Origin of the sequence: Nibribacter ruber, from assembly GCF_009913235.1 — a bacterium.
Lineage (GTDB): Bacteria > Bacteroidota > Bacteroidia > Cytophagales > Hymenobacteraceae > Nibribacter > Nibribacter ruber.
Genome location: NZ_CP047897.1, coordinates 3213908 through 3237983, shown reverse-complemented (window position 1 = coordinate 3237983; position 24076 = coordinate 3213908). Strand labels below are relative to the sequence as shown.

General features: G+C 48.6%; 22 protein-coding genes. 13 read left to right on the top strand and 9 right to left on the bottom strand.

The features are described 5' to 3' along the window. Positions 1-99 precede the first annotated feature (99 nt). The 3 genes from GU926_RS13645 to GU926_RS13635 all read left to right on the top strand — a co-directional run bounded on the left by GU926_RS13645 (position 100) and on the right by GU926_RS13635 (position 2238). Positions 100-495, top strand: coding sequence for a RidA family protein (locus GU926_RS13645; protein ID WP_160692804.1), 396 nt, complete (start codon positions 100-102; stop codon positions 493-495). An 85-nt stretch (positions 496-580) separates the two neighbouring features. Continuing rightward, positions 581-1438 (top strand): SDR family oxidoreductase, encoded by an 858-nt coding sequence (locus GU926_RS13640; RefSeq protein ID WP_160692802.1) that lies wholly within the window; start codon positions 581-583, stop codon positions 1436-1438. Positions 1439-1503: 65 nt separating this feature from the next. Further along, the gene (locus GU926_RS13635) at positions 1504-2238 is read left to right on the top strand and encodes a YebC/PmpR family DNA-binding transcriptional regulator (protein ID WP_160692800.1); all 735 of its coding nucleotides are present in this window, start codon (positions 1504-1506) and stop codon (positions 2236-2238) included. Positions 2239-2556: 318 nt separating this feature from the next. On the opposite strand, the gene GU926_RS13630 is transcribed toward GU926_RS13635, so the two are convergent. The 4 genes from GU926_RS13630 to GU926_RS13615 all read right to left on the bottom strand — a co-directional run bounded on the left by GU926_RS13630 (position 2557) and on the right by GU926_RS13615 (position 5347). Further along, the gene (locus tag GU926_RS13630) at positions 2557-2913 is read right to left on the bottom strand and encodes a restriction endonuclease (protein WP_160692798.1); all 357 of its coding nucleotides are present in this window, start codon (positions 2911-2913) and stop codon (positions 2557-2559) included. 19 nt (positions 2914-2932) lie between these two features. Next, positions 2933-4189, bottom strand: coding sequence for a DUF2268 domain-containing putative Zn-dependent protease (locus GU926_RS13625; RefSeq protein WP_160692796.1), 1257 nt, complete (start codon positions 4187-4189; stop codon positions 2933-2935). A gap of 145 nt (positions 4190-4334) precedes the next feature. Then, positions 4335-4718 (bottom strand): nuclear transport factor 2 family protein, encoded by a 384-nt coding sequence (locus tag GU926_RS13620; RefSeq protein ID WP_160692794.1) that lies wholly within the window; start codon positions 4716-4718, stop codon positions 4335-4337. 101 nt (positions 4719-4819) lie between these two features. After that, complete coding sequence (locus tag GU926_RS13615) at positions 4820-5347, bottom strand: 3-hydroxyanthranilate 3,4-dioxygenase (protein ID WP_198001418.1); 528 nt, start codon at positions 5345-5347, stop codon at positions 4820-4822. 524 nt (positions 5348-5871) lie between these two features. Here GU926_RS13615 and GU926_RS13610 point away from each other — a divergent pair. The 3 genes from GU926_RS13610 to GU926_RS13600 all read left to right on the top strand — a co-directional run bounded on the left by GU926_RS13610 (position 5872) and on the right by GU926_RS13600 (position 11261). Then, positions 5872-6660, top strand: a complete 789-nt coding sequence (locus GU926_RS13610; protein ID WP_160692792.1) for an SDR family oxidoreductase — start codon at positions 5872-5874, stop codon at positions 6658-6660. Between the two features lie 283 nt (positions 6661-6943). Beyond that, positions 6944-8386: an aldehyde dehydrogenase gene (locus GU926_RS13605; protein ID WP_160692790.1), complete on the top strand. Its 1443-nt coding sequence runs from the start codon at positions 6944-6946 to the stop codon at positions 8384-8386. Between the two features lie 676 nt (positions 8387-9062). Further along, a complete protein-coding gene (locus GU926_RS13600; RefSeq protein WP_160692788.1) occupies positions 9063-11261 on the top strand; it encodes a S9 family peptidase in 2199 nt (732 codons plus the stop codon). Positions 11262-11390: 129 nt separating this feature from the next. On the opposite strand, the gene GU926_RS13595 is transcribed toward GU926_RS13600, so the two are convergent. From GU926_RS13595 to glmM, 5 genes are all read right to left on the bottom strand, one after another. Then, positions 11391-11945: a hypothetical protein gene (locus GU926_RS13595; RefSeq protein ID WP_160692786.1), complete on the bottom strand. Its 555-nt coding sequence runs from the start codon at positions 11943-11945 to the stop codon at positions 11391-11393. A gap of 11 nt (positions 11946-11956) precedes the next feature. Beyond that, the gene (locus tag GU926_RS13590; RefSeq protein ID WP_160692784.1) at positions 11957-12928 is read right to left on the bottom strand and encodes an L-threonylcarbamoyladenylate synthase; all 972 of its coding nucleotides are present in this window, start codon (positions 12926-12928) and stop codon (positions 11957-11959) included. A 269-nt stretch (positions 12929-13197) separates the two neighbouring features. After that, positions 13198-15138 carry a PAS domain-containing sensor histidine kinase gene (locus GU926_RS13585; RefSeq protein WP_160692782.1) on the bottom strand — a complete coding sequence of 647 codons (1941 nt, stop codon included), beginning with the start codon at positions 15136-15138 and terminating at the stop codon, positions 13198-13200. A gap of 443 nt (positions 15139-15581) precedes the next feature. Beyond that, positions 15582-16724 (bottom strand): cysteine desulfurase family protein, encoded by a 1143-nt coding sequence (locus GU926_RS13580; RefSeq protein ID WP_160692780.1) that lies wholly within the window; start codon positions 16722-16724, stop codon positions 15582-15584. Between the two features lie 134 nt (positions 16725-16858). Next, on the bottom strand, positions 16859-18244 hold the full coding sequence (gene glmM, locus GU926_RS13575; protein WP_160692778.1) for a phosphoglucosamine mutase: 1386 nt from the start codon (positions 18242-18244) through the stop codon (positions 16859-16861). A 563-nt stretch (positions 18245-18807) separates the two neighbouring features. Between glmM and mazG the strand changes: the two genes are divergently transcribed. The 7 genes from mazG to GU926_RS13540 all read left to right on the top strand — a co-directional run bounded on the left by mazG (position 18808) and on the right by GU926_RS13540 (position 24063). Next, entirely contained in the window at positions 18808-19620 is an 813-nt protein-coding gene (mazG, locus tag GU926_RS13570; RefSeq protein WP_160692776.1) for a nucleoside triphosphate pyrophosphohydrolase, read from the top strand. A gap of 253 nt (positions 19621-19873) precedes the next feature. After that, positions 19874-20731, top strand: coding sequence for a MotA/TolQ/ExbB proton channel family protein (locus GU926_RS13565; RefSeq protein WP_160692774.1), 858 nt, complete (start codon positions 19874-19876; stop codon positions 20729-20731). A gap of 28 nt (positions 20732-20759) precedes the next feature. Further along, positions 20760-21362 carry an ExbD/TolR family protein gene (locus tag GU926_RS13560; protein ID WP_160692772.1) on the top strand — a complete coding sequence of 201 codons (603 nt, stop codon included), beginning with the start codon at positions 20760-20762 and terminating at the stop codon, positions 21360-21362. Between the two features lie 14 nt (positions 21363-21376). After that, on the top strand, positions 21377-21898 hold the full coding sequence (locus GU926_RS13555; protein ID WP_160692770.1) for an ExbD/TolR family protein: 522 nt from the start codon (positions 21377-21379) through the stop codon (positions 21896-21898). Then, positions 21898-22719, top strand: a complete 822-nt coding sequence (locus GU926_RS13550; RefSeq protein WP_160692768.1) for an energy transducer TonB — start codon at positions 21898-21900, stop codon at positions 22717-22719. The genes GU926_RS13555 and GU926_RS13550 overlap by 1 nt, the downstream gene beginning before the upstream one ends. A 143-nt stretch (positions 22720-22862) precedes the next feature. Then, entirely contained in the window at positions 22863-23120 is a 258-nt protein-coding gene (locus tag GU926_RS13545; RefSeq protein WP_160692766.1) for a hypothetical protein, read from the top strand. Beyond that, complete coding sequence (locus tag GU926_RS13540) at positions 23104-24063, top strand: PstS family phosphate ABC transporter substrate-binding protein (protein ID WP_232058331.1); 960 nt, start codon at positions 23104-23106, stop codon at positions 24061-24063. Before GU926_RS13545 ends, GU926_RS13540 begins: the two co-directional genes overlap by 17 nt. Positions 24064-24076 lie beyond the last annotated feature (13 nt).

Genomic DNA, 24076 nt, shown 5'->3' with positions numbered 1-24076 from the left:
TGCCACCGTAAAGGGCAACCACTAGGGATTGCCCCTACTTTATTTTCTCACTACATTACTCCACCAACAACTTACAATCAGCAACTAACAATCAATAAAATGTCTACAGAAACAACTCGTCAATTATTCTCCTCTGGAGCGCCTTGGGAAGCAACCGTTGGCTATTCGCGTGCGGTACGCGTGGGGCCTTTGATTGAGGTGGCCGGCACCACCGCCGTAGAAGATGGGCAAGTAATGGGTGAAGGAGATGTCTATGCGCAAACCATTTGCATTCTGCAGAAGATAGAAAAGGTATTGCAAGAGGCCGGCGCGTCTCTGGAAGAGGTAGTGCGGACCAGGATGTTTGTCACCGACATTAGCCAATGGCAGGAAGTGGGACGGGCGCACGGCGAGTTCTTCAAAGACATCAGACCCGCCACCAGCATGGTGGAAGTGAGTGCGCTCATTGACCCTAAACTGCTGGTAGAAATTGAGGTCACGGCGTACTGCGGCTGAATCGTTTTTGGGCTATTTTTTGGAGAACTAGCATAAAATAAATATCTTATGCATTGAGTATCAGTTTTCTCCAAAAGAAAGGCCTATGAAAACAGTTTTAGTCTTAGGAGCCACCGGGTGTTTGGGTTCTCATATTCTTGAGGTACTGCGGGAGAAAGGATATACCATAAGAGGCACGGCACGCACCGCCTTAAAGGCCGAACAACTGCAACAGTCTGTTCATGAAGTAGTGATCTGCGACCCTACGCAGCCAGAAACACTCGCCCCAGAACTGGTACAGGGCGTAGACTTCATCATCTCTGCCTTGGGCAAGAGCCTGAGTCTGGCAGACAAAAGCAAATCCTGCTTTCATGAGGTAGACTATCAGGGCAACCTCAACGTTTTGCAACTGGCAAAGGCGCATGGCCAGATTCAGAAATTTGTCTACGTGGCGGCCTTCAGCGGCGAGAAGCATCCCGGCGTGGCCTATTTTAAAGCCCATGAGGACTTTGTCCGGGAGCTACAGCACAGCGGGATTCCCAATGCCATCATTAAACCACCCGCCCTGTTTTCTGCGGTGCTGGAACTGGTGCCCATGGCGCGCAAAGGACAGCTGGCCTCTGTAGGCCCCGGCGACCACATCACCAACCCTATCCATGAGCATGAAGTGGCCGAAGCCTGCGTACACGCCCTCATCTCTCCAGACACGGTGGTGGAACTGGGCGGTCCGGTTACTTATTCTAGAATGGATTTGATTAGGATGGTAGGCAAGAAAGTGGGACATTACCGTAAAATTCCGCAGGTGCCGTATTGGGTGGCCAACACCTTTCTGCCCATGATAAAACTGGTGAGCAAGTCTTTGTTTGAGAAAGCCGCTTTTTTAGTGGCCGTCACCAAAACCGATTGCGTGGCGCCCGTAAAAGGACAGCGCCGGCTAGAGGAATATTTAGCCGAACACGTGTAAGCCCAACGCTTGGGGCATAGCGTGTTTTTGTTGATATTTGCACCAATCAGTTTTAGAAAACCGCAATGGGAAGAGCATTTGAGTTTCGGAAAGCCCGTAAAATGAAACGCTGGGACATGATGTCCAAGCAGTTCACCCGCATAGGGAAAGAGATTGTGATGGCCGTTAAATCTGGCGGACCTGACCCAGACACCAACTCCCGCCTGCGCGTCTGCATCCAGAACGCCAAAGGCGTGAACATGCCCAAAGACCGCGTTGAGGCCGCCATCAAGCGCGCCCAGGGCAAGGAAGAAAACGACTATTCTGAAGTAGTATATGAAGGCTACGGCCCGCACGGCGTAGCAGTCTTGGTAGAGACCGCCACCGACAACGTGAACCGTACCGTGGCCAACGTGCGCATGCACTTCAACCGCACTGGCGGTGAACTGGGCCGTACAGGAGCCTTCGACTTTATCTTTGAGCGCAAAGGCGTTTTCCATCTAAACGGCGAAGGCCTGGACTTGGAAGAGCTGGAACTGGACCTGATTGACTTCGGGCTGGAGAGCATTGACAAGGACGAGGAAGAAAACGAAATTATCATCCAAACCTCTTTCACAGACTTTGGCGCCATGCAGAAAGCTCTGGAAGAACGCGGCCTTCACGTGAAAAGCTCTGAGCTACAGCGCTACCCAACCGTTCTCAAAGAACTGACGCCAGAGCAACAAGAAGACATGACCAAGCTCCTGGACCGTCTGGAAGAAGACGAAGACGTGCAGGCCGTGTACCACAACATGAAAGAAGACGCCGAAGACGAGGAATAACAATTCGTTTTTGGCCTGTTTTCTGGGAAATAGGCTAAAAACGGCAGACAAAGCAAAGGCCCGCTTTCTTTAGAGAAGGCGGGCTTTTGTGTTGAAAAATATCTGAACACCAATTGGCTGATATTAAAAAAAGAGGTTAGTCAAATAGAAATTCTTTAAGTGGCTCTAAATGTCCATCCTGCAAGTATGCTATGTACTTATCATTACAATACTCACCAACATATTTTGGTGTGTCCGCCTAGGGCGGAGGCTGAAAGTTTGGATGGCTAGAAGACTTTGTAAAATAATTATACTTGCCTTCAATTACTCTTATCAAGGCTATTCCATGCTCTTTTGCAAAAGTGATTGCTCCTTCTTGAAACCCCGAAGTAGAAATATTAAACCCTTATGTGAACCAGTAGCCCTTAGCTTATCAAACAGTAGCTGAACAACCTCTCTCTTAACTTTATTTTTATATCTCTTGCATTCAATAAGGACTTTGAAGGAAGCTCCTAAAAAATCAAATTCTGCAAAAACGTCTATTTGATATTCCCCGTCAACTCGATGAATTTTAACATCATGCGTGGCAGTGAAAGTATTTAACTCTTTCCCTAAGTTCATTAGGTAATCTTTCACTAAAAGCTCAAATTCTCTAGGGCTTATTTCTGCATTGATATTTTCAGGAGGTCTGGGCATATAATATTGTAATAAGTCCCTACTTACCAGAAGTAGTAAAGTCTATTAAATAAGGTTTAAGCGCAATATTGTCCTTGCTTCTGAACTGGTCCCCAACAACTAATTGATAGCGGTGATTAGGCTTTAGTTCTACCTCAATGGTAGCAGATGTGCCGTCCTCCGAAAACCCTACAAACTTCTTCACCCGCATCAGATTTTCCATACCCAAGGGGCCCATTTCAAAATTCCGGCCTCTAGTTCTCATCTGGGTAGAGAAATGAATAGTGATAGTTGTCAGGCTGGGGTTTACGTCTCTGTCCTGGTTTTTAAACTGAGTGATATGTGTAACGGCGGGTCTGTTTTTATCAAACTCGTCCTTCAGTTCGCCTACGGTTTGGGTAAAATAGCCAGACTGTTCTATAAACTGGTGCAAGGCCTGTTCATTATTAAAGTCTAGCTCTATCATTTCTTTGATAGCCTGCTTTTTGTCTTTTGCTTTGTTATAATATTTCTCACAGATAGCATACCCCACATAGTAACCCATGTCTCTGGTGTTGAACTCGTTCTCTGTGGTGTTATAAAACCAGTTGTTTACATACAGATTCATCGCCTCTTTTGCGAACCTTTGCCGTACGCGCTCTGCGTTTTCACTACCGTACTTTATTGCGGGCGACGAAGACTTTTTACCAGTTGCCTTTACGGTAACAAATTCGGCCACTCCTTCCATGACGGTGTTCGCCAGAAGGTTATCTCCTGTGGTTGCCTTTTGCTGGGTATGCACGTATTCATGCACATTGGTGAATACAACGTCGTTGATAGGATTGGTCTGAAAATGAGTGGTTAAGTGATTTAAGCTCTTCGGAAATTCACTGGTAATCACAGATTTATCTACCAAAGACAATTCACTTCCAATCAACACCCTGTCTTGCAAGGTGGTACCGCCAGACTGAAAAGCGCCTATGGTAAAGTAAACTTTGGATGGCCTTAAACTGGGGTAAAGCTTTCTTAGTTTAGTTACTTCCTTCTCTATCTCTTTGCCAAAGCCATCTGCCTTCTGAGTATTGGCTCTAATGGAATTCCAAAACAGAGGATACTGATTCATGGCCTCAATGTACGATTGCGCTGTATAGTCTTTCACTTCCATGATGGCCTTGAGGCCCGGCGAACCTTTGCTCAGAAACAGTTGGTCAAGGTAGGCGTATTGCTGGGCGCTGTCTTTGGTGGAAGTCACTTTATCATAGGCCTGCCAGAAGTTAGCAATATCTGTAGTGACGATACTCTGTTTGTCCTGTCCCATTGCGGTTGAGCAAAAAAAGAGGACAAAGACCAAGGCCTTGATAACTTTCATAGATTTTAGATATAAAATGTAGAATAAAAATATTTTATGCTTTCCCCGGCATACAGGAAGCGTAGATACTCAGTCTCCCAATAGCCTAGAGTATTTAACTTATATCCACCAACTTAATCACCTTATCCCCCGAAAAAGTAAACACAGATTTCCCCTGCAACGCCAGCTCATCGCCTATCTTTTGGCCCGTGGGGAAATCCATGGCGAGGATAGCGTGATAGTCTAAGGTAACTTCGGTTTGGTTGGCTTGGTGTTGGAAAGAGATGGGCGTTTGCTTTCTGGAAGAGAAATACGCGGTTGCCTGCTCGGCCTGCTGTTTAAAAGCCTCTATCCCTTGTAAGGACAAGTTCACCTCACCGCCAGACACGTTTTCAAAGACAATACTTTCATCAAAGTGAGCGACCATTTTAGCTACATCAAACTGGTTGTAGCCTTCTATGTATTGATGGATGATGTACTCTCTTTGATGAGTGTCCATGAGTGATTTTATTTCTATAGCTACTGCCTTCCTAATTCGCCTACAAGGCCCTTTCAGGATGACAGAAAGGAGAATGTAGAATAGGTAGCTGGCTTTCTTATTTACTGTATTGGCGCTGGTTTCTGCATCACTTCCCCACACTTACTGCAGGTGCGTTTTTCTTCTGAGGCCCAGAAGGCGTCCATGACCACGGGCAGTTGGCCTACAATGTCCGAGACGGGAATATATTCTTCGTAGAGTTTGGTGTTGCAGTTTTCGCAGTACCACTGGAAACCGTCCAACTCCTTTTCATCGCGGTAGCGTTCCATCACCAGGCCCACGGTGTTAGGGCCGCGGCGCGGGGAATGGGGTACGTTAGGAGGAAGCAGGAAAATATCGCCGGCTTTGATGTGGATGTCTTTGAACTCGCCTTCGTCAATGACCTTAAGCGTGATATTACCTTCCAACTGGTAGAAGAACTCCTCGCCGTTGTTGACGTGGTAATCTTTGCGCGAATTGGGTCCGCCCACCACCATCACAATAAAGTCTTTGTTGTCTTTGTATACCTGCTGGTTGCCCACCGGAGGCTTGAGCAGGTGGCGGTGTTCGTCAATCCATTGTTGAATATTGAAGGCTGATTGGATGGCCATGGCGCTAAAAATCTAAGGTGAAAAATGAAGGCACTTCCACGCAGGAGGCCGTTCCAAGGTACGAAACCTCTTTCAGAAAAGATAGACCTCCGTTTTTAGCCTATTTTCTGGAAAACAGGCCAAAAACGATGAATTAGAATTTCTCCTGTTTGTGTTTTTTATTAAACTTCAAATTACCCTTTCTCTCTTCCATGTCCTCCTGAAAGGACCTTGTGAGCGAACTAGGCAGGCGGTTGGATAAGCGCAATTACTATTAAACACATGTTCCAATTGTAGAGACCAGGCACTGCCTTGTCTCCTGCGCATTGCCATCTTTGCTATAATCAACTGATGTAAACACCCCACTTCGCCCCCCTCAAGGGGAGAATAGCGTTTACTCTAACGCCTATCTAGTTCGCTCACAGAGTCCTTTCAGGATGACAAAGGGGTATAACTTGCATAATAACAACAAAGGAACAGAAGCACTTCACCGCAATTTTCCCTATTTTGACCATTCATACTTTAGACTCAGAACTCACCTACATATGGACTTGAATTTACAGAACAAGCATGCCATGGTTTGCGGAAGCACGCAAGGCATAGGAAAAGCCATTGCCGTGGAACTGGCTTCTATGGGTGCCACTGTCACCTTGGTAGCCCGCAACGAAGCCCGCTTGCAAGAAACCGTACAAGAACTAGCCACCTCAGCCGGGCAACAGCACCGCTACGTAGTAGCCGACTTCACTAATCCCACCCAAGTGCAGGAACGCATAGAGTCACACCTACAGGAAATGGGTCAGGCGCACATTCTGGTCAACAACACCGGCGGACCAGCGGGCGGACCAGCCATCAACGCCCAGGTAGAAGAGTTCGAGAAAGCCTTCGCGGCGCATTTGATTTGCAACCACGTGCTGGCGCAGGCCACGGTACCGTACATGAAAGAAGCCAAGTACGGACGTATCATCAACATCATTTCTACCTCGGTGAAACAGCCCATCAAAGGCTTGGGCGTGTCCAATACCATTAGAGGGGCCGTGGCCAACTGGGCGAAGACACTTTCTTTTGAACTCGCGCCATTTGGCATTACCGTGAACAACGTCTTGCCCGGGGCCACGCTCACGGCCCGCCACCATTCGCTCATTGAAGCCAAGATGGAGAAAACCGGCCAGCCTCGCCCTTCCATTGAAGCCGAAATGCTGTCCGGAATCCCAGCCAACCGCTTCGCCGAGGCGCATGAAGTGGCATCGGCCGCCGCGTTCTTGGCCTCCCCCGCCGCTGGCTACATCAATGGTATTAACCTGCCGGTAGATGGTGGAAGAACTGGCAATCTTTGATTGAGTCCTGAGTCGTGAGTCTGGAATGCGTTTTTGGCCTGTTTTCTGGGAAACAGGCCAAAAACGGAAATCAATGCATAAAGTAGGGGCAATCCCTTGTGGTTGCCCTATCACGGGAGCCAATGTAAGAGGGCAACCACAAGGGATTGCCCCTACTAAAATGCCTAAATCAGATAGAGCAAATCATCCCCCTATCCCCTTCAAAGGGGGACGGTATGCGCTGCTTTTCTTCCTAAATTAAAATTTACTTGAATCTTGCGTCTTACATCTTGTGTCTAGCCCTATGCTTCACCTGCAGAATTACATCAACGGGAAACTGGTAGCGCCCGCTTCTGGTCAGTACTTGCCTAACATCAATCCAGCCACCGGCGAGGTCTATTCCCAGATTCCGGATTCTGGGGAGCAGGATGTCTTAGAAGCGATAAAATCGGCGGAAGAGGCATTTCTAGCGTGGTCCAATTTGTCAGCGGAGAAGCGGGGGCGGTATTTGATGCGCATCTCTGAGCTCATTGACCAGAACTTGGATAGACTAGCCGAAGCTGAGACCACCGACAATGGTAAACCGCTTTGGCTGGCCAAGACCGTAGACATCCCGAGGGCCAGCAGTAACATGCATTTCTTCGGGACGGGCATTCAGCACTTTGCGTCTGAGTCGCATTTCATGGAGGGCGTGGCGGTAAACTATACGGTGCGCAAACCTTTAGGTGTGGTGGCCTGCATTTCCCCGTGGAACTTGCCACTTTATTTATTCACCTGGAAGATTGCCCCTGCCATAGCCGCCGGAAACTGCGTAGTCGCCAAGCCCTCAGAAATCACGCCCTACACCGCTTATCTTCTGTCTGAGCTGTGCATAGAAGCCGGCTTGCCCGCAGGCGTCTTGAACATTGTGCACGGCACCGGCCCCAACGTAGGCGCGCCTCTCTGCGAACATCCTTCGGTGAAAGCCATTTCCTTCACCGGCGGCACCCAAACCGGGAAAACCATTGCCAGAACGGCCGCGCCCTTGTTTAAGAAACTGTCACTGGAGTTAGGCGGAAAGAACGCTACTGTCATCTTTGCCGATTGTGACTTTGAGAAAACCGTGGCCACTGCCGTGCAGTCCGCTTTCTCCAACCAAGGCCAAATCTGTCTTTGCGGTTCGCGCATTCTAATAGAGCGTCCGCTGTATGACCAATTCAAATCGGCTTTCTTAGAACGCGTCAAAACCTTAACCGTGGGTGACCCAATGTTGGCCGACACCAAACAAGGCGCTCTGGTCTCAGAAGCGCATCTGCAGAAAGTATTGCAGTACATTGAACTGGCCAAAGAAGAAGGCGGTGTTTTGCTTACGGGCGGACAACGCGTTCAATTGGAAGGCCGATGTGCCAATGGGTTTTTCCTACAGCCCACCGTCTTTGAGAACCTGCCTCACTCCTGCCGGACCAATACCGAGGAAATCTTCGGGCCGGTGGTCACGCTCATTCCTTTTGACACCGAGGAAGACGCCATTTCCTACGCCAACGCCACCGAATACGGACTCTCTGCCTCCGTCTGGACCAATGACCTCACCCGCGCCCATCGCGTCTCGCATCAACTGCACGCTGGCATGGTCTGGGTGAACACTTGGTTGCTCCGGGATTTGCGCACGCCTTTCGGGGGCATGAAACAAAGCGGCGTAGGCCGTGAAGGCGGTTGGGAAGCTCTGCGTTTCTTCACCGAGGCGCAGAATGTTTGTGTGAAGTTGTGATCGTTTTCTGCCTGTTTTGGTGAAAATAGGGCAAAAACGGTTTTCTAAAACCTGCTAATGTAGACACCCCTCTACGCTCCCCTCAAGGGGAGAATCCGCGTTTCGTGGAGGCTGTTTCAAAGTAAAACCAATAAGTAAAAGATAGAGCAAACCGTGCGTAGCACGAATGACTCTGCAGCGACAGCTAAGTAAATTACCTGCAAACAGCTAACCAAGCATCAAGCCTTTACAGGATTGGAACCCAAGCCAGTCCTGGTCCTGAGCGCCTCTGGTGTTTGTGCGCCGCGGCCAGCGGCGGCAGGGACAAAGTCCCACAAACACCAGCAGTGCGAAGGGCCGGGACGGGGCCCCGCGGCCGTGAGCGCTTACCGGAACAAATGAAACAGGGCAGTGAGTACGCACCGGAAGAAGCAGCCACTACGAAGGAATCGCCAACGGAAGTGCACACAAACGGCAGCAGAAAGTAATGGCAATTAGAGATGCAACATAGGTCATTGGTGATAACACCAACGACGGCGGTTATTCTTACTAAACAATCAGCAATTGACAATTAACAATCAAACCCATTTTTCGGCTAATTCCCAGAAAACAAGCTAAAAACGCCTTGCCATCGTTCTTAGGCCAAAGCCGAAATAAATCCCTATTTTTAAGGCTGAGAACTATCTAACAAACTAGAATGAGACAAACCATACAACGTTGGCTGTTGACAGTAGCCGTGGTAGGTACTGCCCTACAGGCGCAGGCCCAGCAGAAGCGAAGCTTTGATTTAGACGACATCTTCCGGAAGGGCACGTTCCAGGCCAAATCGGTGTACGGCGTGAACTGGATGCGCAATGGCCAGTTCTACTCCAGCCAGGTAGCCGACCAGAAAAACCAGAGCGTGGACGTAGTGCAGGTAGACGTGACCACGGGCCAGCCGGTGAGCACCATCATTGAGGGCGAAGACATCAAAATTGACGGCAAAATCCTGAACTACGATGACTACAGCTTCAGTACAGATGAGACCAAAATCTTGTTTGAGACCGAGCATGAGCCGATTTATCGCAGAAGCAGTAAAGGTCATTTTTACGTGTATGACCGAGCCAGCAAGAAATTGCAGAAGCTGAGCCAAGGCGGAAAGCAGAGCTATGCTACCTTCTCGCCGGACAACAAGTACGTGGCCTTCGTGCGTGATAACAACCTGTTTTACGTAGACTTGGCCTCTATGCAGGAGCGCCAAGTGACCAATGACGGCAAGTGGAACTTCATCATCAACGGCGGTACGGACTGGGTGTATGAGGAGGAATTCAGCTTCGCGCAGGCTTTCTTCTGGTCACCGCAGGGCAATCAGATTGCCTTCTATAAGTTCGATGAGAGCCAGGTACCAGAGTACAACATGCAGACCTGGGGACCTTTGTACCCAACTGACTACAAGTTCAAATACCCGAAGGCTGGTGAGAAAAACGCCACCGTGGCCATTTACACCTTCGACCTAGGGTCTGGCAAGACCACCAAGATGGACACCGGCAATGAGACCGACCAGTACATTCCGCGCATCAACTGGACCAACACGCCCAACCTTCTTTCTATCAGAAGAATGAACCGCCTGCAGAACACCCTGGAGATTCTGCACGCCAACTCCCAGACCGGCCAAAGCAAAGTGGTTTTGAAGGAAACCGACAAAGCCTACATTGACATCACTGATGACTTGAATTACCTGAAGAACGGCAAGCAGTTTGTGCACAGCTCAGAGAAGGACGGCTTCAACCACCTGTACCTGTATGACATGAACGGCAAGCTGGTGCGTCAAATCACCAAAGGCAATTGGGAAGTGGCCAACTTCTACGGCGTAGATGAGAAGAACGGCTTGGTGTACTTCACCTCAACCGAGGTTTCTCCTCTAGAGCGTCACCTGTACAGCATGGGCTTGAACGGCAAGAACAAGAAAAGCCTGACGCCGGCCAAAGGCACGCACACCATCAACCTGAGCCGTGATTTCAAATACTACCTGGACTATTACTCTACCATCACCAGCCCGACGGTGGTAAGCCTGCATACGTCAGACGGAAAGCAGATTAAAGTCTTGGAGAGCAATGAGAGCCTGAAGACTACTTTAGCCAATTACAACCTACCTAAGGCCGAGTTTTTCCAGTTCAAGACGTCGGAGGGAGTTAACCTGAACGGCTACACCATCAAACCGGCAGATTTTGACCCGAACAAGAAGTACCCAGTGCTCATGTTCCAGTACAGCGGTCCGGGAAGCCAAGAAGTAGTGGATAGCTGGAGAGGCAGAAACTACCTGTGGCACAGCTACTTAACCAACCAAGGCTACATTGTGGCCGTAATTGACAACCGCGGAACCGGCGGACGTGGCGCTGACTTCAAGAAAGTAACCTATGGCAACTTAGGCCACTATGAAGTAATTGACCAGATTGAAGGCGCGAAGCATTTAGGCAACCTGCCATATGTAGACAAAAGCAGAATTGGTATCTGGGGCTGGAGCTTCGGGGGCTATATGAGTTCTTTGGCCATTACCAAAGGCGCTGATGTTTTCAAAGCGGCCATTGCGGTGGCCCCGGTGACCAACTGGCGCTTCTATGACACCATCTATACCGAGCGTTTCTTGAAAACTCCCCAGGAGAACCCAGACGGTTATGACAAGAACTCGCCGGTATTCTACGCAGACCGCTTGAAAGGCAAATACCTGCTCATTCATGGCACTGGCGATGACAACGTGCATTTCCAGAACTCCATTGAGATGACCAACGCCTTGGTGAAAGCCAACCGTCCGTTTGAAAGCGCCTACTACCCTAACCGGAACCACGGCATCAGCGGCGGCAACACCACCATTCACCTATTCACTAAAATGACCGAGTTTATCCTGCGCAACTTGTAGTCGTTTCTGGATTTATAAAGAAAAGGCTCCCGTTCTTTGATGAACGGGAGCCTTTTTTATTGACGCCGTTTTTGGCCTGTTTTCCAGAAAGTAAGCTAAAAACGAGAGATGTTTATTAATTGAGTGTTGCTAATACAACTTAAACTCTTCAGGTAACCTTCTATTAATGAAGTCAAAAAGCTGGTCTGCTTGACCAGATGCTCTTCTTACTCCTCTCAGCCCCCATTGCGAAGCCTCTAATATCTTCTTGTTATAAAGCAGTGAAACAGAAAAGCTTGCCCCATCCTTTATATCTTCTCTTATTCTACTTCTATCACTTTCATCCATCTCATTGTCCATATTTATTGTCTTGAGATAGGCATAACTCAAAATATACAGCGAATCAACGGAGTCCTCCTCAAACTTTACTTTCAAGGTATCAACTACCTCAATTGTATCTTTGTAATGATGCTTTAAAACATAGAGCGTGTTTTCATCCAAGCGTCCATTGTTGATTTTGAAGCGCTGTTGGTCATAGACATTGACTTCAGTATTGTACATAAAAGCTTCAAACCTTGGACCAAGGCCATGTGTCTTAATCTCCAATCCAAATTCTTTGGATTTTATTTTCTTCGGTCTTTGACAAGATGAATGAGTAATTGAGGAACATGCCAGCAGGACGTGTAGGAGGAAATTTCTTTTCATGATTCCTATTATTACTCTTCCCCTTGAAAGCTGGCGCGCTGCAGGCGGTCATTAATGGCGAGGCCTAGCCCATGTTCTGGCATACGCTCTGCTAGGATGATGTCAACTGTGGGGGTGTCTAACCTGCGCAAGGCAGAGAATAGATTCCGGGCGGCTTCACTTAAATCACCAGTTTCTGAAAGCTGGATTTGATGGTGCGCTGGTATAGCTGAGAATTGCTGTTGCAGAGAAATGATCCCTACCCTTGATTTGTCCTCTATCCTTTCTAGGTTTTGAGCTACATGTCCTAAAAAGACTTTTTTACCAGGGTTGTAGTGGCTGCTCAGCATGCCGGGCGCGGCTGGGTTAGAGCTAGAGGTTTTGATATTGGCGCGCGAAATCTGCACTAATTCTTCCAGTTCCTCCAGGGCCAAGCCGCCCAAGCGTAACACTTCTACCTCATCCCCTATTACTCTTATAATAGTAGACTCAATCCCGATGTTGCTGGCGCCGCCGTCTAAGATATAGGGAATGCGTTGGTCTAGCTGGTCCTGCACGTGCTGGGCGGTGGTGGGGCTCACGTAACCGAATGGGTTAGCGCTGGGCGCCGCCAGCGGAAAGGGCAACTGCTTTAGTAAGTCTAGCGTGAGCGGGTGGTTGGGGATGCGGATGCCCACAGAATCATGGCCCGAGGTGACCAGCAACGGCACTTGCTCAGACTTGGGGAGGATGAGCGTGAGCGGACCGGGCATGAAGCGTTCGGCTAGTTTATAGGCTACATCTGGCACCTCACGGGCAATCTTTTCTAGTTCCTGCACAGAGTGGGTATGTACAATGAGCGGGTCAAAGGCGGGGCGGTTCTTGGCTTCAAAGATTTTGACCACGGCGGCCTCATCATAGGCATTGGCCGCCAACCCGTAGACCGTCTCTGTAGGGATGGCCACCAAATCGCCTTGGGTTAGGTATGAAACTGCCGTTGGTATGTCTTTGCCGATGCGTGCCATGTTGCTGATATAAGGATGCAAAGCTAGTACGTTCTCAGCTTATTTTCAGCTATGCCTTCTCAGCGCCACCGTTTTTGGGCTGTTTTCAGGAAAAGAGGCTAAAAACGCCTGGTCAAGCATAAACTTCCTAGTCTCTGCAGAGTTCTAAGCAATCAGGTTAATCTATAGGCAAACTGCCTGATAAATTAAAAGCAGATGCTCCGCCTGGTTTGTGTATATCCAAGGCGGAGCATCTGCTTTTAATGAGGAACAGCTTTATGTGGGAGAGCCTATCTACGTTTATTTCTGAAATAGATGGTGAACGTGGTGCCTGTTCCTACATCGCTTTTCACCTCAATGTGGTCACCTGAGTTGTCCAGAATCTTTTTGACCAGGTACAAGCCAATGCCGGAGCCTTCTACATGGTCATGCACCCGCTTGTACATGGAAAAGATTTTGCTTGTCTGGTGCGCCGGTATGCCCAAGCCATTATCCTCTACAGAAATCAGCTTATCCCCTGACTGGGACTCAAAAGTGGTGATTTTGATGATTGGCGCGCGCCCTGGCTCTGCGTATTTAAGGGCGTTGGAAACCAGGTTGTACAAGATGCTGCGCAGGTTTTTTCTGGAGTAGGCTAATTTGTCAAACCCAGAGGCGTCAAAAATAATCTCGGCGTTGGTGGTTTTTATGGATTCCTGCAAATTGGCTTTCACCTCATCCAGCAGGCTCTCCAGGGAAACGTTCTCTACCTCGTCGTTGCTCTGCTGCAGCTTAATGATGTCTGCCAGGTCTGTGATCACTTTTTTGAGGGTAGTAATGGACCGTTGCATCATGGAGATCACCGCCTGGTGTGCCTCCTTTTCAGGCCCTAAATCTTCCAGCAGAGCCATCAGCAGTCCCTCCAGGTTAGAAATAGGCGCTTTCAAGTCATGGGAGGCCGTGTACACAAAATTATCCAGGTCGTTGTTGATGCGTACCAGGTCCTGGTTTTTCTGCATGAGCTCTTCGTTGCGACGGCGCTCCGTCAGGTCCCGGGTGATTTTGGCGAAGCCCAGCAACCGGTTATCTGAACTGTAGATGGTGGTGATGACCACATTGGCCCAAAATGCAGTTCCGTCTTTTCGTATGCGCCAGCCCTCGTCCTCAAACCTACCGTCTCTGATGGCCTTGCTCAGCTCAAACTGCGGAAACCCCCGTTCAATGGCTTCTCTGGAGTAAAAAGTGGAAAAGTGCTTGCCCAGGACTTCTTTGGCCTTGTAGCCTTTGATGCGCTCGGCGCCGGCGTTCCAGCTTATGATCAACCCGTCTGGGTTTAACATGAGAATGGCGTAGTCTTGCACGCTGTCAATGAGCAGGCGCGATTTTTCCTCGCTCTCGCGCAGTTCTTCGTGCGTCCGGAACAGTTGTTCTTCCAGTTGCTTTTTCTCGGTGAGGTCGCGGGTGATTTTGGAGAACCCGATCAGTTCTTTCTTGCTGTTGTAAATGGCCGTGATCACCACATTGGCCCAAAAGGCGGTGCCGTCTTTTCTGTAGCGCCAGCCTTCGTCTTCAAAGCGGCCTTTGGCTTTGGCCTCGCTGAGTTCATAGGCCGGGAAACCGGTTTTCACCGCCTCCTTGCCGTAGAATTTTGAGAAGTACTGGCCAATGATTTCATGGGGCTCATACCCTTTGATCTTTTTGGCGCCCTCGTTCCAGGTGGCTACGCGCCCGGCAGGGTCCAGCATGAAGATGGCGTAGTCTGTCACGCCTTCCACCAGCAGCCTGAAACGTTCTTCGCTTTCCTTTACTTCTTCATAGGCCTTGTACAGATCATCCTCGGCCTTCTTTCTTTCAGAGAGGTCTCGGGTGATTTTGGAGAAACCCAGCAGACTCTTGTCTTCTCTATAGATGGGTGTAATGATGACGTTGGCCCAGAACATGGACCCGTCTTTGCGTACGCGCCAGCCTTCGTCTTCAAACCTGCCCCGGGCCTGCGCCTCCCGCAGCTCATACGCCGGATAGTCTCTGGCAATGGCGTCTGGCGTGTAAAAGGTAGAGAAATGCTTGCCAATGATATCCTCAGCGTCATACTGCTTTATCTTCTTGGCTCCGGCGTTCCAGGTAGACACGTGCCCGGTTTCATCTAGCATGAAGATGGCATAGTCTGTAATGCTTTCAATTAAAAGTCTGTACCTATCTTCTGTCTGGTTAATAGCCTTAGGAGTGGAAGTACTTTCTATCTCTAAGTTCATGCTAGTGGTGGTTCAAGTAAAGCCAAAGCCGACTGTTTAAAAAAATCAGCAGGCTGGAAAAACATTTAATAAATGTACCGGTTGTTTCTTGTATAGGCAGATACTATGCGCTGCTGGCGGCATAAGTCTTCCACAAAACCTTTGTTGTACGGCGGTCTGCCGTGAAAGTTGGCCTGCCTTCACACGGCCTTTAGACTGACGTCTTTGATATACAAGGTAGTAAACGGGTATAGAAACACAACAACCCGCACTTATGGTAAGGTTGCATTTTTACAAGCACAACGCAAGAAAAGGCCATTATTCTAACGCTTAAAATTGTTCTTTTCTTATCAAAAGCATCCTGGGGCGTTGTAGATCGTTTTTGGCTTGTTTTGGCGAAAATAGCCTAAAAACGAAAAGCCCCACGTTTGAGGTGGGGCTTTTGAGGATATTTGGGTCTTGGTTTACACCGTTTCCTTCTGATAGAGTTTGGCCAGCGTGGCCACGGTGTAGTCAATCTCTTCTGCAGTGTTGTATTTGCTGAACGAGAAGCGCACGTTACCACGGTTCATGTCTGCGTTCATGCCGCGAAGCACGTGTGAACCCAGGTCTACGCCGCTGGTGCAGGCGCTTCCGCCCGAGGCAGAGATTTTGTTGATGTCCAGGTTGAACAGCAGCATCTCGTTCATCTCTGAGGCTGGCAGGCTAACATTCAGAACGGTGTACAAGCTCTTGTCAGCTTCTGCAGAAAGGCCGTTGAACTGCACGTCCTCTATCTGCTCGCGCAGTTTAGAAATCATGCGGTCTTTTAAGCTCTGGATGTGGCGGTGATGCTCGTCCATGTCTCTATAGGCGATCTCCAGGGCCTTGGCCAGGCCAATGATGCCGTACACGTTCTCTGTACCGCCGCGCATGTTGCGCTCCTGTGACCCACCCTGGATCAAGGGATGGATTTTAATAGCCGAGTCTACATAAATGAAGCCTACGCCTTTTGGCCCGTGGAACTTATGCGCTGAGCCTACCAGAAAGTTTAATCCTAGAGTTTGGACGTCATGCTGGTAGTGGCCCATGGTCTGCACCGTGTCTGAGTGCAGCACGGCGTCATACTTCTTGCAGATGTCGGCAATGGTCTGGATGTCATTCAGGTTCCCTATTTCATTGTTGGCGTGCATGACAGAGACAAAGGTGCGGGGCTGGCTGGCAAGAATCTCTTCCAGATGGGCCAGGTCCAGGGTGCCTTTCTCATCTACGCGCAGCATGGTCACCTGTACTTCGCCGCGCTTCTCCAGAGACTCAAAGGAGTGCAACACCGCATGGTGCTCTAAAGGAGACGTGATGGCATGCTGAATACCCAAACTGCGAATGGTGCAGATAATGGCCGCGTTGTCTGCCTCGGTTCCGCCAGACGTGAAGAAAATCTCTGCGGGCGACGTGTTGAGCAAACCGGCTACTGTTTTGCGGGCGCCTTCAATGGCGGCGCGCACCTGCCTGCCGTGCGAGTGAATGGAGGAAGGATTTCCGTAATGCTCCAGCATGAAGGGAGCCATGGTGTCAAAAACTTCTTTGTCTAAGGGCGTGGTAGCCGCATTGTCCAGGTAAACTCGCATGGTGATAGGTCTTAATTAAGGCAACAGCAACAGGTGAAACAAGTAGAAGGGTGCATACAAATGCAAGATATAGGGTGTAATGGAAAAAAGGCCGCAATAGTTCTTTCCAACCAATGCGGCCCTTTGCTTAGTATTTATTCAGAGATGATTTCTTTGATGTCACCAATGATTTTGTTGGCAAGATGGTCTGCCGTGGAAAGCGAGTCAGACTCGGCGTAGATTCTGATGATGGGCTCTGTGTTGGACTTGCGCAGGTGCACCCACTCTTTGTCAAACTCAATCTTAACGCCGTCAATGGTGTTGATGGGTTGCTTGGCGTACTGCTTCTGCACTTTGGCCAACACCGCGTCTACGTCAATGTCTGGCGTTAACTCAATCTTGTTTTTGGAGATATAATAGTTAGGATACTTAGCTCTTAGTCTAGAGATGCTCAAGCCAGACTTAGCCAAATGCGTCAAAAACAAGGCAATGCCCACCAAGGCGTCACGGCCGTAGTGCAGTTCTGGGTAAATGATGCCTCCGTTGCCTTCGCCACCAATAACCGCGTTCTGGGCTTTCATCATATTCACTACGTTCACCTCGCCCACGGCAGAGGCAAAGTAGGTACCGCCGGCTTTCTCCGTCACGTCACGCAGGGCGCGGGTAGAAGACAGGTTAGACACGGTATTGCCAGGCGTGTTTTGCAACACATAGTCAGACACGGCTACCAGGGTATACTCTTCACCGAACATGCTGCCATCCTCGTTTACCAAGGCCAAACGGTCTACGTCTGGATCTACTACTATGCCCAAGTCAAACTTGCCCTTCTCCATCATGCGGGAGATTTCGCCTAGGTTCTCTGGCAGAGGCTCTGGGTTGTGCGGGAAATTGCCGTCTGGATCGCAGTACAGTTTCTCTATCTGGGTCACGCCCAAGGCCTCTAAGAGCATTGGCACGGCAAAGCCTCCGCAGGAGTTCACTGCGTCTACCACCACTTTAAAGTTAGCGGCTTTGATGGCCTCTACGTCTACCAAGGGCAGATCAGTGATGGCCTTGATGTGCTTTTTAAGGAATTTGTCACTCTGGGTGTACTTGCCCAGCTTGGTCACCTCGGCAAATTGAAACGACTCTTTCTCTGCTAGCTCCAACACCAGTTTTCCTTCCTGGTCATCGATGAATTCGCCGTGCTGGTTCAAAAGCTTGAGCGCGTTCCACTGCTTGGGGTTGTGGCTGGCTGTTAAGATGATGCCGCCACCTGCTTTTTTAGCAGGCACGGCCATTTCTACGGTTGGCGTGGTAGACAAGCCCAGGTCAATGACATTGATGCCCAAGCCCTGCAAGGTAGCCACTACCAGCCGGTTGACCATGTCTCCGGAGAGACGGGCATCGCGGCCTATGACAATGTTGTTGTTATTGGTGGTCTGTAGTACCCACGTGCCAAAAGCGGCCGCAAATTTCACTACGTCTAATGGTGTAAGGGCCTCGCCTACTTCTCCGCCAATGGTACCTCTTATTCCTGAAATAGATTTTATTAATGCCACGTGTTCTTCAATTTTATCCCACAAAAGTAGCAAAACCTTGCCTAATATTTGAAAAATTGACGGCCTCGCCGTCCATCAGTCCTCTTTACTTAAGAATATAACCTCTGCTACGGGGCTGCTACCTTCGCCCCGCAATGGCCTCAACTCCCGTTAAACCATACCGCAGCCCCTTGCCAATGGTTCAAGCCTCTTATCCTTAAATCAATTTTTTTCAGGAGAATAAAGCTGACCGTTTTTGGCCTGTTTCCCAGAAAAGTGCCTAAAAACGGGTATTCACCGCAATTTTTCACATGCCAGTTATCTTGCGTGGCCAAGGCTGAAAAAAAATTAAAAATCTTTTTATGGAAACTGACCAGCGGCTGCATCTTATAGGCAAAAGTAGTTCCACTAACCGTTTTACGTATGAAAACATCCCATCATCCCACAGCCCGGCTGGACTCCAGCTAACGCTCCCTTGCCACCTGTGTCTAAGAGACGCTAGGTTGTGTTAAAATATTGTTACTAGAAAAGATTATAGCCGCCGTCCTTGGTTAAACAATTGACTTAGTATGTATCTTTAGGCCATGGAAAACCAGCTGAGACCAGTAACTGCCGCCCGCCAGGCACAGCTTGATGCTTTTAACAGGCTGTTGGACATCTTAGATGACCTGCGGGAGAAATGTCCCTGGGACCAGAAGCAGACCATGGAGTCTTTGCGCCACCTCACCATTGAAGAGACTTATGAACTCTCAGACGCCATCTTAAAAGAAGACCTGCCTGAGATTAAGAAGGAACTGGGTGATGTGATGCTGCACTTGGTCTTTTACGCCAAGATTGCCTCTGAGAAAGGAGCCTTTGACCTGGCCCAGGTATTGCACGCGCAGTGTGACAAACTGGTGTTCAGGCACCCGCATATTTACGGAGACACAGAGGCCACCACAGAAGAGCAGGTGAAAAAGAACTGGGAGACCCTTAAGCTAAAGGAAGGCAATAAATCAGTTTTAGCCGGCGTTCCTTCCTCGTTGCCGTCACTGGTGAAAGCCATGCGCATACAGGAGAAGGCCCGCGGGGTTGGTTTTGACTGGGATACGCCCAGTCAGGTTTGGGAAAAGGTAGAGGAGGAACTGGCTGAGTTCAAGGCCGAGGTGGAATCCCCTTCCTTTACAGCAGACCAGGCGTCTAAAGCCACAGATGAGTTAGGAGACGTTTTATTTTCTTTGATCAACTATGCCCGCTTTCTAGACCTAAACCCAGAAGAGGCACTGGAGAAGACAAACCTAAAGTTTATAAAACGTTTTCAGCATATTGAGGCAGGTGCCCGGCAGGAAGGGAAGAAGATTCATGAGCTCAGCCTTGAACAGATGGAAGTTTACTGGAACCAGGCCAAGCATCTCTAACTTTCACAAAACCCAATTGCAATAATCTTAGAGTATACCGGTAAAGAACTAATGTTTTTTACTACTATATTTGATTATTTGCATTAAAATCCCTAGGCTTGTATTTATGTTGCTCATGATGTGGTGACTAATGTTTCGGTCAAGCGAAACAAACAAACGGCAATAGCGTTCATGAGCGTTTTCAGTAACAACAAATTTTTAAACAAAACTCACAGAGTAACACAAAACAACTAAACCTAAATTCTTAGACACAATGGAAAAAAAGAGTGCACCTGCAACTGCAAAACCAACTCCAGTACAGAAAAAAGACGGCAAAGCAGGCTCAATGTTCGCCAGCATCGTGATTCCAGTTGCAATTATCGCTGCTATCTTGATTTATATGTTCATTCTTGGTAACCCTGCTAACTTTGAAGGCGGAGACAATGCCAATCACCCACTGCCAGGTAATTACTTAGGCCAGGTTTACAAAGGTGGTTTCATCGTTCCTATCCTGATCTCAATCGTTATTCTAGTGGTTGCGTTTGCTATTGAGCGTTTCTTGACAATCTCTAAAGCAAAAGGTTCTAAAGGTCTTGAGCAATTTGTACGCAGCGTACGTCAGAAATTGAACGTGAATGACATCAACGGTGCCATTGCCCTTTGCGATCAGCAGAAAGGTTCTGTAGCCAACGTGGTGAAAGCCGGTCTTTTGAAGTACCAAGAGATGCACACAGACACTTCCATGACCAAGGATCAGCGTATCTTGGCTATCCAGAAGGAAATTGAAGAGACTACTGCTCTTGAGTTGCCAATGCTGGAGAAAAACCTGGTAATCATCTCTACTATCGCCTCTATCTCTACTCTGGTAGGTTTGATTGGTACAGTATTGGGTATGATTAAAGCGTTCGCGGCCCTTGCAACGGCAGGTGGAGCCCCAGATGCAACACAGCTGGCAAACGGTATCTCTGAGGCCTTGATCAACACGGCTCTTGGTATTACTGGTTCTACCATCGCTATCGTTGCCTACAACTACTTCACCAGCAAAATTGATGAGTTGACGTACAGCATTGATGAGGCTTCTTTCAGCATCATTCAGACCTATGCCGCTCAGCACGGTGAAACAAGAGCGTAATTAGCTTTTAAGTTAATAGAAGGAAAAAATGCCTAAAGTAAAAGTACATAGAACCTCTCCATCCCTGGACATGACGCCCATGGTGGACTTGGCATTCCTTCTGGTAACGTTCTTCATGCTTATTTCGAAGTTCGCACCAGAAGAAGTGCTGGTAGTGGACACCCCGTCATCCGTATCTGAAATCAAACTTCCAGACGCCAACTTGATCACCATCTCTGTTGGGAAAGAAGGACGTGTGTTTTTTAACGTAGACGGAACCACCACCCGACGTAAACTCATTGACAAAATGGGAGAGAAGTACGGTATTGCCTTTACTGAAGAAGAGAAAGAGTTATTCTCTAGAAGTGCCAGTTTTGGTGTACCAGTTGCCAGCTTAAAATCTTTCCTGAACATGACTCCTGAGGAGCAGAAGAAGGTAAGACAGCCCGGCATCCCTACAGACTCTCTTAGAAACGAACTTGGCGACTGGATCATGCAGACCAGATACTCTAACCCCAAGGCTATTGTAGCCGTGAAGGGTGACGGTTCTTCTGACTACCCAGCCGTAGGACGCGTGATTGAGATCTTGCAAGAGAAAAAGATTAACCGGTTTAACCTGGTAACCGACATGGAAACCAGACCGACCTTGTAACCTTAGTTAACGACATGGCAGAAATACAACAGAAAGGCGGAGACGAAGGCGGTAAGAAACGGGCCAAGAAAATGTCAACTCGTATTGACATGACACCAATGGTGGACTTGGGCTTTCTTTTGCTAACGTTCTTCGTGATGACCACCACGCTTGCGAAGCCGCAGACGATGGAGATCAACATGCCGGTTAAGCCTAAAAATCCTGATGAGCAGCTTCAGTTAAAAGCCTCTAATGCATTCACCATCCTTTTGGGTGATAATGATAAGGTTTTCTACTACAAAGGCTTGAATGATGGCTCGGCAAAAGTAGACCTGATAGAATCAGATTGGTCTAAAAACGGAATCCGTAAGGCAGTATTAGAATCAACGCAGGGCAACAAAGACCTGGTAGTTCTAATTAAGCCAGATGAAACTTCTACGTATAAGAACGTGGTGGATGTCTTGGATGAGATGACCATCACCAATACCAAGAAGTATGCAATTGTGCCTATGGACAACGCAGACGCCACTTTACTTACAGAAAAAGGAGGTAGATAATGGATAATAGTAAATATTTAGCTACCGCCACACTGGATGATATGGTCTTTGAAGGCCGTAACAAAGAGTATGGAGCATACCGCCTTCGTAAGATTTACAACTCTCACATTAACAGAGCCATTGTCATTGCAATTATTCTGTTTGTGATAGCGCTAGGTGCGCCGGTGATTAGAAAAATGCTTTTTGGTGATACTGAGACCGTAAAAGCTCCACCTAAGATTACGGTGGTAGACTTAGAGGCCCCACCATCTGTGGAGAAAGTGGTTCCGCCACCGCCCCCACCACCAGATGCGCCGCCACCGCCACCGCCCGTGCGTTCAACTGTAAAGTTCACGCCTCCGGTTGTAAAACGTGACGAAGAAGTACGCCAGGAAGAGATTCCGGACGTAGAGCAACTGAAAGAAGTTGACGCTGGTACTGAAACCGTAAAGGGAGATCCTAATGCACCGCCCACCTTGGAGGGTATTGAAGAAGGAACCGGCCCGGTAGAAGAGGTTTTTGAAAACAAAGTATATGTAGCGGTAGAAAAGATGCCTGAATTCCCTGGCGGACAAGAAGCCATGTACAAATACCTTCAGAAAAACTACCGCGTTCCGTCTGCCGCTTTGCGCGCAGGAGTTGAAGGAACCGTAGTACTCTCTATTGTGGTAGGCCCAACAGGTGAAGTATCTGATGTGCAAATCCTGAAAAAGCTTGGTTATGGATTGGATGAGGAAGCTGTTCGCGTTGTGAAGAGCATGCCAAAATGGAATCCAGGTGAGCAGAACGGTCGTAAGGTGTCTGTGAAATACACCATCCCTTACCGTATCTCCATCAAATAATCACTCAGCGGCAACGCTGAAAGGCTTACACCCAACTCCGGAAATAAACTAAGCCACGGCCCAGTTTGTTTCCGGAGTTCTTTTTTAACCCAGACAGGCCATGGCTTGTTGTTGTTTAACCCGTCCCAAACGTATACATACCCATGAACAACTACCAGAGACCCACCAGACCAGAGCGCAGCAAAACGTCTTCTGCCATGAAATATGCCTCCATGTTCATGGCCCTGGTATACATAGCCGTGGGCTTGTATGTGATATTCTCCAGCTCAGGCCAAATGAGCTTGCCTCAGAATTATAAATACATTATAGGGGGAATGCTCTTTTTGTATGGTTTAATTAGATTTGTGCGCAGCTACCAGCAGTATTATAAGAAAAACAGAAGAGATGAAGAAGTTGAATAGTCTTGTCACCCGCTTGAGCATGCTTGCTTGTAGCGTTCTGTTCTTTTCCTGCCATCAGAACAGCTCCTCCCCCACAGACACTCCCACCACGGGCGAAATAAAGATTGGCGTTGACGAGTCGTTCGCGCCCATTCTGGAATCTCACGTAGACACCTTTATGGGTCTGTACAAATACGCCAAGATCAATGCCCAATATGCCCCGGAGGGCCAGGTAATGCAGGCGCTTCTGCAAGACAGCATACGGCTGGCGGTGGCTACCCGTCCTTTAAACAAAGAAGAGAAAGCTGCCTTTGAAAGAGAAAAAATCACCCCCACCGTCATTAAGATTGCCATAGACGGCATTGCCCTCATCATCAACAAAACCAACACAGATACCACCCTTACCATGCAGCAGGTGCGGGACATCTTCACGGGCAAGGCCACTAATTGGAACCAGGTGACAGGAGCTGGCACCAATGGCCCCATCACCATTGTATTTGACAACAGCAACTCCAGCACAGCCCGGTACATCCTTGACTCCATTAATTTCAAGCAACCGTTGCCCGGCAATACCTATGCCACCAAGTCTAATAGAAACCTGGTAGACTACATTGCCCAGAATAAGAATGCCATCGGTGTGATTGGCGTGAACTGGATCAGTGACCGTGATGACTCTACCACCACCAACTTTTTAGACAAGGTGAATGTGGTGGGCATAAGCACTAAAACCAACCCTACGTCCGTTGAGGATTACATACAACCCTACCAAGCCTACCTGGCCCAAGGAACTTATCCTTTAAGAAGAGAGGTTTTTATCATAAGCCGTGAAGCCAGAACAGGACTTGGCACAGGTTTTGCCTCATTTGTTTCTGGTGACAAAGGCCAACGCATTATATTGAAATCTGGATTGGTGCCGGCCTCTATGCCGGTAAGAATTGTGGGTTTCTCTGAAGAAGAAGAATAAAACAGCGTACAAC

Coding starts and splice junctions, on each gene's coding strand:
- GU926_RS13645 (WP_160692804.1), top strand. CDS start 100: ATGTCTACAGAAACAACTCGTCAATTATTCTCCTCTGGAGCGCCTTGG.
- GU926_RS13640 (WP_160692802.1), top strand. CDS start 581: ATGAAAACAGTTTTAGTCTTAGGAGCCACCGGGTGTTTGGGTTCTCAT.
- GU926_RS13635 (WP_160692800.1), top strand. CDS start 1,504: ATGGGAAGAGCATTTGAGTTTCGGAAAGCCCGTAAAATGAAACGCTGG.
- GU926_RS13630 (WP_160692798.1), bottom strand. CDS start 2,913: ATGCCCAGACCTCCTGAAAATATCAATGCAGAAATAAGCCCTAGAGAA.
- GU926_RS13625 (WP_160692796.1), bottom strand. CDS start 4,189: ATGGGACAGGACAAACAGAGTATCGTCACTACAGATATTGCTAACTTC.
- GU926_RS13620 (WP_160692794.1), bottom strand. CDS start 4,718: ATGGACACTCATCAAAGAGAGTACATCATCCATCAATACATAGAAGGC.
- GU926_RS13615 (WP_198001418.1), bottom strand. CDS start 5,347: ATGGCCATCCAATCAGCCTTCAATATTCAACAATGGATTGACGAACAC.
- GU926_RS13610 (WP_160692792.1), top strand. CDS start 5,872: ATGGACTTGAATTTACAGAACAAGCATGCCATGGTTTGCGGAAGCACG.
- GU926_RS13605 (WP_160692790.1), top strand. CDS start 6,944: ATGCTTCACCTGCAGAATTACATCAACGGGAAACTGGTAGCGCCCGCT.
- GU926_RS13600 (WP_160692788.1), top strand. CDS start 9,063: ATGAGACAAACCATACAACGTTGGCTGTTGACAGTAGCCGTGGTAGGT.
- GU926_RS13595 (WP_160692786.1), bottom strand. CDS start 11,945: ATGAAAAGAAATTTCCTCCTACACGTCCTGCTGGCATGTTCCTCAATT.
- GU926_RS13590 (WP_160692784.1), bottom strand. CDS start 12,928: ATGGCACGCATCGGCAAAGACATACCAACGGCAGTTTCATACCTAACC.
- GU926_RS13585 (WP_160692782.1), bottom strand. CDS start 15,138: ATGAACTTAGAGATAGAAAGTACTTCCACTCCTAAGGCTATTAACCAG.
- GU926_RS13580 (WP_160692780.1), bottom strand. CDS start 16,724: ATGCGAGTTTACCTGGACAATGCGGCTACCACGCCCTTAGACAAAGAA.
- mazG (WP_160692776.1), top strand. CDS start 18,808: ATGGAAAACCAGCTGAGACCAGTAACTGCCGCCCGCCAGGCACAGCTT.
- GU926_RS13565 (WP_160692774.1), top strand. CDS start 19,874: ATGGAAAAAAAGAGTGCACCTGCAACTGCAAAACCAACTCCAGTACAG.
- GU926_RS13560 (WP_160692772.1), top strand. CDS start 20,760: ATGCCTAAAGTAAAAGTACATAGAACCTCTCCATCCCTGGACATGACG.
- GU926_RS13555 (WP_160692770.1), top strand. CDS start 21,377: ATGGCAGAAATACAACAGAAAGGCGGAGACGAAGGCGGTAAGAAACGG.
- GU926_RS13550 (WP_160692768.1), top strand. CDS start 21,898: ATGGATAATAGTAAATATTTAGCTACCGCCACACTGGATGATATGGTC.
- GU926_RS13545 (WP_160692766.1), top strand. CDS start 22,863: ATGAACAACTACCAGAGACCCACCAGACCAGAGCGCAGCAAAACGTCT.
- GU926_RS13540 (WP_232058331.1), top strand. CDS start 23,104: ATGAAGAAGTTGAATAGTCTTGTCACCCGCTTGAGCATGCTTGCTTGT.